Source organism: Erwinia phyllosphaerae, from assembly GCF_019132875.1.
Classification (GTDB): Bacteria; Pseudomonadota; Gammaproteobacteria; order Enterobacterales; family Enterobacteriaceae; genus Erwinia; species Erwinia phyllosphaerae.
In genome coordinates this window covers 273,511-287,336 of the sequence record NZ_JAHSPF010000005.1, presented here as the reverse complement: position 1 = coordinate 287,336, position 13,826 = coordinate 273,511, and the positions used below count along the sequence as shown (strand labels likewise).

10 protein-coding genes are annotated in these 13,826 nt (G+C 51.4%); 4 read left to right on the top strand and 6 right to left on the bottom strand.

Features of this window, described 5'->3' with window-relative positions; all coding sequences use genetic code 11:
• Nucleotide 1: 1 nt before the first annotated feature.
• Genes KUE00_RS11475 through ectB form a run of 3 tightly spaced genes read right to left on the bottom strand, consistent with a single transcriptional unit; the run spans nucleotide 2 to nucleotide 3,043 of the window.
• Nucleotides 2–1,288 carry a SidA/IucD/PvdA family monooxygenase gene (locus tag KUE00_RS11475; RefSeq protein WP_246760020.1) on the bottom strand — a complete coding sequence of 429 codons (1,287 nt, stop codon included), beginning with the start codon at nucleotides 1,286–1,288 and terminating at the stop codon, nucleotides 2–4.
• A gap of 9 nt (nucleotides 1,289–1,297) precedes the next feature.
• On the bottom strand, nucleotides 1,298–1,753 hold the full coding sequence (locus tag KUE00_RS11470; protein WP_246760019.1) for a GNAT family N-acetyltransferase: 456 nt from the start codon (nucleotides 1,751–1,753) through the stop codon (nucleotides 1,298–1,300).
• Nucleotides 1,754–3,043 (bottom strand): diaminobutyrate--2-oxoglutarate transaminase, encoded by a 1,290-nt coding sequence (ectB, locus tag KUE00_RS11465; protein WP_246760018.1) that lies wholly within the window; start codon nucleotides 3,041–3,043, stop codon nucleotides 1,754–1,756. It abuts the gene before it with no gap.
• 1,155 nt (nucleotides 3,044–4,198) lie between these two features.
• On the opposite strand from ectB, the gene KUE00_RS11460 reads away from it, so the two are divergent.
• On the top strand, nucleotides 4,199–5,056 hold the full coding sequence (locus KUE00_RS11460) for an AraC family transcriptional regulator (protein WP_246760017.1): 858 nt from the start codon (nucleotides 4,199–4,201) through the stop codon (nucleotides 5,054–5,056).
• Between the two features lie 51 nt (nucleotides 5,057–5,107).
• The gene (locus KUE00_RS11455; protein WP_246760016.1) at nucleotides 5,108–5,518 is read left to right on the top strand and encodes a DUF2000 domain-containing protein; all 411 of its coding nucleotides are present in this window, start codon (nucleotides 5,108–5,110) and stop codon (nucleotides 5,516–5,518) included.
• 112 nt (nucleotides 5,519–5,630) lie between these two features.
• Here KUE00_RS11455 and KUE00_RS11450 read toward each other — a convergent pair whose 3' ends face one another.
• Complete coding sequence (locus tag KUE00_RS11450) at nucleotides 5,631–6,863, bottom strand: alpha/beta hydrolase-fold protein (RefSeq protein WP_246760015.1); 1,233 nt, start codon at nucleotides 6,861–6,863, stop codon at nucleotides 5,631–5,633.
• Between the two features lie 818 nt (nucleotides 6,864–7,681).
• On the opposite strand from KUE00_RS11450, the gene KUE00_RS11445 reads away from it, so the two are divergent.
• Both KUE00_RS11445 and iroC read left to right on the top strand, forming a co-directional pair.
• Complete coding sequence (locus KUE00_RS11445) at nucleotides 7,682–8,788, top strand: glycosyltransferase (protein ID WP_246760014.1); 1,107 nt, start codon at nucleotides 7,682–7,684, stop codon at nucleotides 8,786–8,788.
• Between the two features lie 101 nt (nucleotides 8,789–8,889).
• Nucleotides 8,890–12,567: a salmochelin/enterobactin export ABC transporter IroC gene (iroC, locus tag KUE00_RS11440; RefSeq protein ID WP_246760012.1), complete on the top strand. Its 3,678-nt coding sequence runs from the start codon at nucleotides 8,890–8,892 to the stop codon at nucleotides 12,565–12,567.
• A 97-nt stretch (nucleotides 12,568–12,664) separates the two neighbouring features.
• Here the strand turns inward: iroC and KUE00_RS11435 are convergent, their stop codons facing one another.
• Both KUE00_RS11435 and KUE00_RS11430 read right to left on the bottom strand, forming a co-directional pair.
• Complete coding sequence (locus KUE00_RS11435) at nucleotides 12,665–12,829, bottom strand: hypothetical protein (RefSeq protein ID WP_246760011.1); 165 nt, start codon at nucleotides 12,827–12,829, stop codon at nucleotides 12,665–12,667.
• A 14-nt stretch (nucleotides 12,830–12,843) separates the two neighbouring features.
• Nucleotides 12,844–13,785 (bottom strand): alpha/beta hydrolase, encoded by a 942-nt coding sequence (locus tag KUE00_RS11430; RefSeq protein ID WP_246760010.1) that lies wholly within the window; start codon nucleotides 13,783–13,785, stop codon nucleotides 12,844–12,846.
• Nucleotides 13,786–13,826: the final 41 nt, after the last annotated feature.

Genomic DNA, 13,826 nt, shown 5'->3' with positions numbered 1-13,826 from the left:
ATCACTCGGCTAGAATTTTTTCATGGTCGTAAATTGCATCGGCAATAACTGCAGAGCGTATTGAGAGCAAGCTAAAAGAACCTGCATCCCCAAGGCCATGCGAAGATTCGCACAGTCCATTCAGATAAAAATCGCTGTTTGCCTGACTTACAAATTTCACTTCATAGTTTCTTTCAACTACAACAACCCCATCTATATCTTTGTTTAATAAATGATAAACATCATGAAGCTTACCAGGATATTTCTCACCTTTTTCACCTGATGCGATATCTTTAAACCCCGTTGCCAGAACGAACTTATCTACTGCTAATGTTGAAGTTTCTTCAGTATTCACCTCATGCAGTCCTACAATTATTTTACCATCGACCGCCTTCTCTATACTCCGAACTTCGGTATTATTAATAATGGATATTCTTTTCTTACCGTGCAGCTTTTCCTCATAAATTTTGACATAAAGTGCATTAATGACGTCTGCATCAGCAGAGCTATAGTTAGTTCCCCGCAGCTGCCTGTCCAGATTTTTCCTTTTCTCAGAAGTTAGCGAATGATAATATGAGACAAATTCCGGAAAATAAACATGATCGCTAAACGGACTGGTATCTTTTAACCGGAATCCAAAACCGCGCTGAATATTTACCACTTTTTTATCCGGATAGCGATTTGCCAGATCGAGCATTATCTCCACCGCACTTTGGCTGGCACCTAAAACCGCAATTGTTTCCGTTTTATCTTCATCAACGGTGATATTACTTTCAAAATCGTTCAGATGGAAAACTGAACTGCCGAGATGGGGCTGATAGATATCGGGAATATTTGGTGCTCTGCCTGTTCCCCAGACTATAGTTTTAGCATAATAAACTTCGCCATTCTTACTGGTAACGAGCCACGGATAGCCAGGTATTTTTCTGTCATGATGAACGGTTTCAACTTCTGAGTTAAGCACAACCTTATCAGAAAAATGAGAGGCTACCCAGCGCACATATTCCGCATATTCACTCCGTAAAGGATAGTGAAGTGGAAGATTTAAAAAATCAAATAGCCTGCCTTGCTCTTTGAGATAATTAACGAAACCATAATGGCTTTTCGGATTTCGCGGCGTGACAAGATCGCGCAATGGATTATTTTGGATATCCGATCCAGACAATAGCATATTAGGCTGCCAGTCTACTTTTGATTTCTTTTCAAGGAAGATATAGCTTGAATCAGGATACTTTTCTTCCAGGGCTACTGCTAATGCAATATTTGATGGCCCGAAACCCACACCAACAATATCATATTTACCGGTCATATAATTTACCTAAAGTGAGTTTAGAGGTAGATGAAAGTATTTATATTCAGTGTTTTCTATAAATCCAAAAATCTCATAAACGCGGCGGGCACGTGTGTTGGCCACAGCCCCTTCAATAAATATTTCCTTTGCCCCATTTTTCAATGCAAAAGCTTTCGCAGCCTGTAATAACTGCAGTCCAACATGGCGCGATCGCCATTCTTCAACAACGTATAAATCATTCAATATCCATAAACGTTGTAGCGTCACAGTTGAAAAAGAGGGAAACAGCTGAATAAAACCTACCAGATCATCGCCGTCTGTCGCGACCATGATTTTTGAATCACCGAGATATAATCGTTCACTGATGAATTGCAATGAAAGCGTAAGATTACTTTTCTCACCATAAAATTGTCGATAAAGATCGACCAGGTAAGCGAGCTGTTCGGCATCGTCTGGCGTACCGTATCTGATAACTACAGCCATTTATTTACCCCTTTTTTTCAATACGTCAGAGATAATGCTTATTCCATCCTGCAACTCTCGTTGACTAATAGTTAATGCAGGAAGTAACTTTAGGATATGCCCGCTAACACCCGATGTTTCTACTATCAACCCATGGTTAAATGCTTCCGCCGAAACTTTCCCGGCAATGTTTTCCTCATTAAATGAAATACCGCGAAAAAGCCCCCTTCCTCGAAGCCCAATCTCTGGATGCTCACGCTGAAGCTCGTCCAAAACATTATCAAAAAATCCTATCTTATTCGAGAGGTCTTCGCTAAACATTTTTGTCGCCCAAAAATTCGAGATAGCAGTCTCGGCGGTGATAAAAGCGTGATTATTACCTCTGAACGTGCCGTTATGTTCTCCAGGCTCCCAAATATCTATTTCCGGAGAAAGCAATAGCAATGACATTGGCAAACCGTAGCCGCTTAGCGACTTAGACAATACCACAATATCGGGTTTAATTTGATATTCTTCAAAGCTAAAAAATGTGCCGCTACGGCCGCATCCAGCCTGTATATCGTCAACGATAAAAAGGATATCCAGTTCTTTCGCTATTTGATAAATTTTTCGTAACCAGCTTCTGGATGCCGTGTTTACCCCGCCTTCACCCTGGATAGTCTCAACAATAATTGCCGCAGGCTTATCCAGTCCGCCGCCGTCCTGAAGCATTGCCTTCAGCACTAAACTTGTATCTATATCTGGACCTAAATAACCATCATAAGGCATAAATATACTATCATGCAGGGCCACACCTGCACCTTTCCTTTTTTTTGGATTTGCAGTAAGAGAAAGTGAACCCAGGGACATTCCATGAAAAGCATTTGTAAATGATATAACGTTCTTTCGTCCAGTATATTTTCTTGCAATTTTAACTGCTGCCTCAACAGCGTTTGTTCCGGTTGGCCCGGTAAACTGCAGTTTATAATCAAGATTTCGCGGACACAGAATATACTGCACAAAACTATTAATAAACCTTTCCTTTGCGCTGGTAAAAAGATCTAAACCATGCGATATACCGTCTTTGCTGATGTAGTTGATCAGAGCCTCTTTTAAAACAGGATTATTATGTCCATAATTAAGCGCACCCGCCCCCGAAAAGAAATCCAGATAAGGTTTGTTGGTATCTGAATATAGTACAGACCCTTTCGCACGATGGAATACAGCTGGAAAATCCCTGGAATATGTTCGAACATTGGATTCATATCTTTCTGAAAAATTTGATAACCTGAAATTTTCATCATTAATATCTAAAACGTTATTCAGTGACATGGTGCTCTCCTCTCATAAGATAAATTAATATTTATCATTACAAGAAATATGTCAAACAACATAAACGATATTCTATATGAACTAAATGGGGGAACAGTCACGCATATGAGATTACATATAATTTTTTTAGCATATGATACAGCTATCTTGTACACCTACAAAAATATTTTAATATCCTTATGCGGATTTTTATCGCGTTTATAGCACTGCTGTACTTCTCATTTTTGGATGAACCTATACCAAAATAATGCTATGCCCGACATACTCCAGCAGTCGGGAACTATTCTGCTCATAAAATGCAGCTAAATCATATCCTATCGCAACAAGTTAATTTTAATCTCAACCTCATTAAATAACATATCCATCATGGAAATTAGCGATAAGTCTCTTATTTTCACTTGACGATCGCGAGATGAAATATAGCACCCGGACAGGTTGATTGTTTTGGCGCTATTGTGTAGTGACTCACAGATTATGCTAATGGCATCATGGTTAACCGGATAAACTATCTTCGTTACGATCATATCATTAACGTTATTACAAGATTGCATCGCCTGAACATCAAGCTCTTTTACAAAGGTTATCGACTTCTGTAAATCTTTAACCAGAATGACGGGAAGGAAAACCTGACCTATTCCAGGAGACGTTATGATCCACGAGAAATAATTTTTCCGCATTGAAAACCTCCGGTTCTTTAAACAGTCCTTTTAAGATATCACCCTGAATACTATTTCATTCAGCCACCCTTCAAATAAAAGCGGTAACTTGCAGAAATGTTAATAATGCGACATTCATTACTGGCCATTACCATAACCTGGTTAAGATGTATTTTCTTAAGATAAATATTAATTAGCATATGCGTTATGCTGCAAAGCTCCTTTAACCGTCCAGCCTGTTACCCTTAGTTATCATTTTAATTGCTTACTGGCTTATGTAAATTTCCGGTAGTATCAGCGGCTATAGCGTTACCGGTTGGCCACGAGCAGCCTTAAACGCTTGTCCTGCTTCAATCGACTGCCGCCCACATTCTTTTCCCCTCAACAGCTTTCTGACGGCACCCTTTACGCTTATCCAGAAATACCCAAATAGCTTATAGCTACGCCAAAATGTTTCCTGTTAATCTTAAGCTCCTGCTGGATTTATCCGGGTGCCGCTATGCCAGAAAAAATTGAACAGTCAAAAACCGGTGACTGGATCGACTTTCGTCGTGACGCGGATACCGGTATTGAAAGCGTTAACGCGCACTTCAAAGGCCATGCGTACGACAGCCACGACCATGAAGAACTCCTGCTGGGGATAACGCTGCAAGGTTCACAGCGGTTCAACTGCCATCGCGAACTGCATACCAGCACGCCGGGCAAGGCAATCCTTATCGAGCCAGGCGCGGTACATGATGGTCATGCCGCGCAGCCCGCCGGTTTCACCTACTCCATGCTTTATATTCCGCAAAGATGGATGTCTGACAGCCTGCGCCTGCGCGGTATGGACGACATTTCTGTGGTGCAGGCCGCCTTCCGGAATACCCTTACGGACGACCGCGACCTGATTATGTCGATTTCCCGCGCCTTTAACGCCATTCATTACGCTGAAGGAAGGCTTGCGCGTGATGAAAGTCTGGATGCCTTGCTGGCGCGCCTTACGCCTCACGTTCAGCTCAGGCCGGCGGCGGAATTAACCGATTCGCTGATAAGAATGAACAGGGTCAGGGATTACCTTTATGAACATCTTGCCTGTAACCCCGGCCTTGATGAGCTTGCCGACATCAGCGGTATTGACCGGTTTCGGCTGGGCAGGCAGTTTAAAGCGGCCTTTGGCCAGTCTCCCCATGCCTGGCTTGTCCGGCTGCGGCTGCGTACCGCGCGACAGCTGTTAGCCGCGGGGCTTTCTCCGTCAATGGTTGCCTCGCAGACCGGCTTTGCCGATCAAAGTCATTTAGGCCGCTGGTTCAGGCGGGCCTATCGCCTGTCGCCTGCGGAATACCAGAGCCGTTGCTCAAACGTTCTATACGGCTAGCCCGTCGTCAGGCGAACATACCCTTTTCACTGGACAGACAGGGTTAACGAGATGACGTTTGATACAAAAATTGCCTATATCGTGCGGGATGATCTGGCCGTATGGCAGCGCCTTAACGTGGCGACATTTCTGGCGACGGGTATTGCCTCGGCGGCACCTGAGATTCTGGGCAAGCCCTATATTGATTCGCTGGGGCGCGCTTACGGCAATATGTCCGGCCAGCCGATGCTGATTTTTGAGGCGGATCTGGAAAAATTGCAGGCCGTTCATCGCAAAGCGCTCGAAAGAGAAGTGACCATTATCCCCTATATTCATGCCATGTTCTCTACCGGGTACGACGAGGCAAACCGCGAAGTGTTTATGGCGGCGGATGCGGATAATCTTGATTTGGTGGGCCTGGGGATCCGGGGGCCAAAAAAAGCCGTCGATAAGGTAATCAAGGGGCTGGCCCTTCATAAGTAGCTGTGCGCTCGATGCGGGGCCGGATGCCTGGCTTTTTATCTGTACAGGCGCATTTCGGCTCCCGCCACTCCTTTTCTTTCAGCTGCAATGGAGTACGCCGTTGTTGCAGTCCTTACAACTCCGCCAACCCGTCAATAATCGCGCCGCGCCACCATGCGTAGTCGTGTCCGCCGGTATAAAGTGCAAGCTGGCTCTCTACGCCCACCGTAGTTAACGCTTTATGCAGCGCCTGCACATGCGGGACCGTCGCGCCTTCCAGCGTGCCAACGCAAAGCCTGATACGCACATCCTTCGGCGGCGCAGCAAGAACCTGTTGGCTCACCCATGATTCGTCGCCTTCATGAAACATAAAAGGCCGTCTGGCTTTATCCGGCGTCCACCACATGGAAGGCGAGTTGACTATTACGGCACCAAAGATCTCTGGCGCATACAAAGCGCCCATCAGCGCGCTAACGCCGCCAAGGCTTTGCCCACAAAAAACGGTATGCGAACGGCCAGCCCAGATCCTGTCCGAACGATTCGCACGGATTTGCGGCACCAGCCTCGCAAGATCGAAGATTAGCATGCTGTCGCCACCGAGGATCGTGGCGCGATCCTTTTCATCAAGGTTATCGATCCCCAGTACGGCCAGCGGGCTAATGCGGCCACTGGCTATAGCAACATCCATAGCGCTGAGCAGACCGACATGATCGAACCAGCTTTCGGCGTCGGGCAGCACCAGTAAACCTAAAGGCGTAGCGTCAGGCACCTCAGGAATATAAAGGCGAACGCGCCGCTCGCGGCCCGCAAGTAACAGACAGGAAGTCGTCAGCTCGCCGCGAGCGTTGGCAGAGACGCCCCATTCGCTTTGTGCCGGAGCCTTATCCAGCGCCAGCACCGATTCTTCCCTGCCCCGCACTTTGATGCCGGTCGTTTTATGCAGCGGATCGGGCTGGCCAGGAAAAGGCGGGCGGCGGGTGCCCAGCTGCGCAAGCTGTTCTGCTGAAGCGTCCTGCGGAATTTCGGTAAAAGTATAAGAGCCGCAATAAGTAGCGGGCAATCGCAGCGTCAGCGTCCAGATATCGCTGCCCGCCAGATTGCGCATCATCCCTTTATCGACATTGGCCTTATCGGTGACGCGGTTAAGAAACAGGTAAACGCCACGCAGCGCTTTTCCCGCACGCCACAAAAAGGTGACGTCGCGTTCATCACTTTTACCGCCCACTGCGGCGATCAGAGGAATATCGACGGATTCAACGTCACGCCAGAACTGCGCGCGCTCCAGCGAGGCAGGGGCTGCCAGCCGGTTAAGCAAAGATTCCACGCCGTTGACGTTGCCGGACGTATCGGACGCTCTCTTCCTCATTTTGCCATTCCATTAAATATCTAAGGTTTATTATCGGGGTAATTAACATTAAGAACCGAATGATAATAGAGCCTACCCTGGCGTATGTCACGGCAAAATATAATAAAAACACTTGCTGCACTTCCCGAAACAAACAAAGTAAATACATAGCGTGAATATAAGGTTATATAATAAAACCAGAATAAATCAGCGGTTAATGAAATAGACAGAATAACCTAATGGTTAATGCATTTTTATTACCCCTCACAATTAAAAGGTTAAAAAATCAACCTTATTTACTTTTGTAAATTCGCAATTTACATTCCGTTTTAATTTGTGTTAGCGTATTTCACAGAGTCTGCCGGTAAAGGCTCCGGGTTAATTGATCGCTCACGGAGCGACCCTTTTACCACCTGAGGTTGAGATAGAATAATGCTGGAATATTTCCGAACGCGACGCTGTCCCGCCGGGGCTTCGGCCATAGCGGAAAAGACAATACTTAGCGATATAAGTGAATGTTTTTGCAATTCTTTTAAACATTACGAACCGCCTGTCAATCCACAGTACATGTGGTGCTTCATGGCAAATGGCAACGTCTTTTTTGCTGCCATCACAGAATAATAACGCACTATTATTTCAATGAGATTAAGGTCTTTATTTTAATGGCTTTCTAAGCCATAAAAGTAATGAGTTTATGTCGTTTACGGTTGCTGAGCCTGCCAGCATTTAAAGGAAGCTCAGTTCTGATTAACTGCATATTACCCTGACGGGAAATTCCCGGCTGCGTCAATGCATGCCGTATCGAACTTCACTCTGTCAGGCAGGAGATGGATTTTTCCATGCGTATTCTGTTTGTTGGTCCGCCCTTATACGGCTTGTTATATCCGGTATTTTCTCTGGCGCAGGCTTTTCGTGTTAACGGACACGAAGTATTGATTGCCAGTTCGGGAAAATTTGCGCAAAAGGCCGCAGAGGCGGGTCTGGTGGCGTTTGACGCCGCGCCCGGATTCGATTCGGAAGCCGATTACCGACGGCGGGAAGACCTGCGTAAAAAAAGTAACGCGGGTACCAAAATGGGCAATTTTTCCTTTTTCAGCGAGGAGATGGCCGACCGCCTGGTTGAGATGGCAGGCGAATGGAAACCCGACTTAATCGTCTATCCACCGCTCGGCGTCGTAGGGCCTTTGATTGGCGCAAAATATAACATTCCCGTGGTTATGCAATCCGTAGGGTTTGCCCATACGCCGTGGCATATCAAAGGCGTGACGCGCTCGCTGGCCGATGCCTATAGCCGCCATGGCGTTGCCGAACCCCCGCGCGATCTGGCCTGGATTGACGTGACGCCGCCAAGCATGAGCATTCTGGAAAACGACGGCGAACCGGTTATTCCCATGCAGTACGTGCCCTATAACGGCGGGGCCGTCTGGGAAGATTGGTGGGAAAGAAAGCCGGATCGCAAACGTCTGTTAGTAAGCCTGGGCACCGTCAAGCCGATGGTCGATGGCCTGGATTTAATTTCGTGGGTTATGGATTCGGCTGATGAGGTAGAGGCAGAAATCATTCTGCACCTGTCGGCCAATGCGCGCGCTGACCTGCGCAAGCTGCCGCCAAACGTGCGGCTGGTGGACTGGATCCCGATGGGTCTGTTTCTTAACGGTGCCGACGGGTTTATTCATCACGGTGGCGCAGGCAACACCCTGACCGCGCTGCACGCCGGTATTCCGCAAATCGTCTTTGGTGAAGGTGCAGATCGTCCCGTCAACGCTAAAGCGGTAGTGGATCGCGGCTGCGGCATCGTCCCCGGCAAAGGCGGCCTCTCCAGCGGGCTGATTAATTCGTTTTTAAACAACGCCTCGCTGCGGACGGCTTCCGCCCAGGTTGCCGCCGAAATGGCCGCGCAGGCAACGCCGTCTGAAGTGGCAACAAGCCTTGTTGCTCAGCTGTAGCAAGGCTGCAACAGGCCGCCTTCTCCGCAAGGGATCGCAGCCTGTTATGCCGCACTTTTATTTGGGCACGGCCCTATTTTTTAGCAGATAACGGAGGCTTGATGCCCACTGCTCACTCTTCAAAACCCGCTCGCTCGTGGCTTGTCCGGCTCGCAGGCGTCTGCTGGGAACGTAAAAAGTTAAGCCTGATTGTGATTCTGGCTTCGGTATCGACCATCCTTCTGGCGGCCCTGACGCCTCTGCTTACCCGCGAGGCAGTTAACGATGCGCTGGCCGGTGACGCCACTCGCCTGCCTTGGCTGGCGGGCGGCCTTCTGTTTATTGCGCTGTTCGACTTTATCGGCAACTACGTGCGGCGCGGCTACGCGGGCGAGCTGTCGCTTTGGGTGCAGCACACGCTGCGCGGAAGAGTTTTCGACAGTATCCAGAAGCTTGACGGCAGCGGCCAGGACGCGCTGCGCACGGGACAGGTTATTTCACGCACTAACAGCGATCTCCAGCAGATGCATGTGATGTTGCAGATGTCTCCCGTACCGCTGGCCGTGCTCACCTATTACATCGCGGGCCTGACGGCAATGCTATGGATGTCGCCGTCGATGACGCTTATCGTTGTCGTCGTACTGGCCGGACTAGCCGTTACCGCGCTGCGCGCGCGCCGTCGCGTGTTTGCGCAAACCGGCCAGGCTTCCGATAAGCTGGCCAACCTGACCGAACACATGCGTGAAGTGCTGACGCAAATCTCCGTCGTAAAATCCTGCGTGGGCGAGCTGCGCGAAATGAAATGGCTGGATAGCCAGTCGCGGCGCATGGTGCGCGTGCGTATCGGCGCGGCCATTGCCCAGGCGATGCCCGGCGCGACAATGCTGGCGCTGCCCGTATTGGGCCAGATTGTGCTGCTGGGCTATGGCGGCTGGTCGGTGATGACGGGCCGCATCGATCTGGGCACCTTTGTGGCCTTCGCCAGCTTCCTGGCGATGCTGACCGGCCCTACCCGCGTTTTTGCTTCTTTTTTGGTTATCGCACAGCGTACTCAGGCGTCCGTAGAGCGGGTTTTCTCGCTGATCGATACCAAACCGCAAATGCAGGATGGTGCCGAAACCCTGGCGGGCAACGTCGTCGGTCTGGCGCTGGAAAATATCGGTTTTGACTACGGTAACGGCACCAGCGTACTGCATGACGTCTCGTTTTCCATCGGGACGGGCGAAACCGTGGCGATAGTAGGCGGTTCCGGATCCGGTAAATCGACGCTGTTAATGCTGCTTTCGCGCTTTTACGACGCGAGTTCCGGCAAGGTATGGCTTAAAACCGACGGCGGCAGGCAGAATATTGCCGACCTCAGGCTGGACGAGCTGCGCCGCGCCGTTGGCGTAGTGTTTGAAGATACTTTTCTGTTTGCCGGTACGGTGGCGGAAAATATTGCCTACGGCCATCCGGGCGCCAAGGAAGAAGATATTCGCCGCGCCGCCGACGCCGCTGGCGCAACCGGCTTTATTTCTGCGCTGCCGAAAGGCTTCCAGACGCCGCTTGCCGAGCGTGCCACTAATCTTTCCGGCGGCCAGCGGCAGCGTCTGGCGCTGGCCCGCGCGTTGCTGACCGCACCCGGCGTTTTAATTCTGGACGACACCACTTCGGCGGTGGATGCCGGGACAGAAGCGGAAATCAACGCCGCGCTTGGCCGCTACGCCGACGATAATCATATGCTGCTGGTCATCGCCCGTCGCCGTTCGACCTTGCAGTTAGCCAGTAAGATTGTGGTGCTGGAAAAAGGACGCGTGGTCGATGTCGGAACGCAGGCGGAGCTTGAGGCGCGCTCGCAGGCTTTCCGCGCGCTCATGTCAGGTACGGGCGACCTGCTGGAAGATGCGACCGCGTCAAACTCCCCGCTCTGGCCGGAACCGGTCTCTGCGAAGGCGCAGGCTGCTGAAGCCGACGACATTGCCAGGGCTGGCGAAGGCTTTCGTCAACGTATGTGTCGCGTACCGGAACGCGCCGGGCAAATGGCCCAGTCCGATAAAGGCCGGCGGGTCACCTCCATGCTGGCCCCGGTCGCCTGGATGTTTATCGCGGCGGCCGCGCTGATCGCGATTGATTCCGCCTCAGGCGTTGGCGTACTGATGCTGCTAAAGCGCGGTATCGATTCGGGCGTAGCCATGAACGACCTGAGCGTTATCGGCACCTGTGCCGCGCTCGCGCTGTTGCTGGTGGCCGTCAGCTGGTGCTGTTACTCACTGCAAACGATAGTTTCCTCGCGCGCGTCGGAAACCGTGCAGCACACGGTGCGGTTACGCAGCTTTGGACAACTGCTGCGGCTGGGCCTTCCCTATCACGAGCAGCATACCGATACGCGCCTTACGCGTATGACCGTGGATGTCGATGCGCTGGCGCGGTTTTTACAAAATGGCCTGGCCGGAACCGCCACCAGCCTGATTACCATGGCGGCGATTGCCATCGCGATGTTCTGGCTCGACCCGGTTCTGGCGCTGGTCGCGTCGGGCGCGATCCCCGTCGTGGTGATTGCCACACTGGTTTATCGTCGCCTGAGTTCGCCAGCCTACGCTAAGGCGCGCATTGAAATCGGCAAGGTAAACAGTACGCTACAGGAGAAAGTATCGGGCCTGCGCGTGGTGCAGTCGCACGGTCAGCAGGATGCGGAAGCCGCCCGGCTGCGTTCACTGTCGGATCGCTTCCGCGCTACCCGCGTGCGGGCGCAGAAATATCTGGCCGTTTACTTTCCTTTCCTTACTTTCTGTACCGAAGCCTCTTACGCGGCCGTCCTGCTGGTGGGCGCATCCCGCGTTGCCGAAGGCCAGATGACGGCGGGCGTGCTGGCGGCGTTCTTCCTGCTGCTGGGACAATTTTATGGGCCAGTGCAGCAGCTTTCCGGCATTGTGGATGCTTATCAGCAGGCTTCGGCCAGCGGCAAGCACATCGATGAGCTGCTGGCTACCGAAGGCGCAGAGCCGCTCCAGTCTGCGGATGCGTCTACAAAAGTGCCGATGCAGGGCGCGCTGGCGCTGGAGGCGTTAACTTTCCACTATCCCGACAGCAGCAAAAAAGCGCTGGATAAGCTGGACCTGACCATACCGCAAGGCACGGTGGTGGCGGTGGTCGGTGCCAGCGGCGCGGGTAAATCGACCCTGATTAAGCTGATTGCAGGACTCTACTCCCCTTCCGGCGGCAAGATCCGCGTTGGCGAGCGTGCCGTCGAGCAGATGTCGCTGGCGAGCTATCGTTCTCAGGTGGGGCTGGTGGAGCAGGATGTCGCTTTGTTCAGTGGCGATATTGCCGAAAATATCCGCTATTCTCGTCCGTCCAGCACTGATAAGGAAGTAGAAGATGCGGCGCGGCAGGCGGGTCTGCTGAGTACGCTACGTGCGCTGCCGCAGGGATTCCGCACGCCGGTAAACAACGGCGGTTCGGGCTTATCAGCCGGACAGCGACAGCTTATTGCGCTGGCGCGCGCGCAGCTTGCTAACGCGCATATTCTGCTGCTCGACGAGGCGACGGCGCGCCTGGATCGTGCTGCTGAAGAACTGCTGATGACGTCGCTGATTGAAAACGCGCGTAGTCATGGCCGCACCGCGCTAGTGGTGGCCCATCGCCTGACCACTGCCTGTCGCTGTGATGCTATTGCGGTGATGGAGCGCGGAAAAATTGCCGAATACGGTACCCATGCCGAACTGTTAGCGGCAAACGGCGCTTACGCGCGGCTATGGCGCGACAGCACTGGCGAAGCTGCAACGCAGGTTTCAGGAGAAGAAGCTAAAGAGGCGGGATAAACCTTTCCCCGTGGCGTTGATTGTTACGCGCCACGGGGTTAGTCGGCTATAGCACGGGTAATTAAGGACGGCACGATGTCTGCGGCATTATCGCTGTTTAGCGTTCACACTTGCCAGCACCAGAGGCTTTAATTAGCGCTGGCAGGGTATCCACAACAGCGCCTTTAATTAGCGCTGGCAAGGTATTCATAACAGCGCCTTTAATTAGCACTGGCAAGGTATCCATAACAGCGCCTTTAATTAGCGCTGGCAAGGTATCCACAACAGCGCCTTTAATTAGCGCTGGCAGGATGCCAGCGCTTTAGCCGAATCAGGGGCGGCAATATGCAGCAACGCCTGCTGAAAACCGGCATTAAAGGTCTGACCGTGAGAAAGTTCAGGATGCGACCAGTAAGCTACCGGCACTCCTTCCGTATGCAGTAAAGCCAGCGTAGCGCGCACCTTGTTCTGAATATCCGGCGCGGGCGCCTGCGGATTTTTGCCTGGCGCGCCGTCCCCTTCGATAAAAAAGAGCCTTTTTGCACAGAAGTCGGGCTTGTTGATTGCCGCCAGCTGCGTAAGCAGTCCGACATATTTACGGTTCAGCGTGGGGCTGGTGGCGTAATAAGAGGTAAAAAAAGAGGAGGAGAGATAAGCATTCAGAGCAAATATTCCGCCCAGAGAGTGCCCCCAGATACCGCGCTGACTGGCGTCGATGCGCAGGCCTTTTTCGGCCAGCGGTGCAATATTCTTCTCCAGCAACTGTTGAAAAACAGCGCTACCGCCCCCCTTCCAGCCTCGTCTGTCCAGCCCGTCGCCCTCACTGTTTCCCATGACGGGCGGCGTATAATCGTAGCTTCTGGCGGCCAGATCGAAGGGTTTATCGGTCTGATAGCCGATGGCGACAACGACAGGGGGATTCTGTGCTGCCAGCTGCTTTAGCAGCGCATCCGATAACCTGTCCATCACCGCATTGCCGTCCAGCAGATAAAGCACCGGATAACCCGACGGCGGCGGCGCTTTATCAGGCACGCCCGTCCATACTTTATAGTGCCTCTGGCCGTCGGCGGAAGCGAATGTACGGCTACTGAAGTGATAAAATGATGAGCCTTTATCGGCGATATTTGGCCCAAGCGGCGACATATCTGGCCGACAGTAAGCGTTTAATGAACAGAGGAAAGTGAAAAAAAAGGCGGCCATACGTAGCCAGTTTATTCTGCGGTAATGCCGTTGACTCATGCACAAGCTCTCAAGATAAATTTTGCTAAAATGTCACCCGC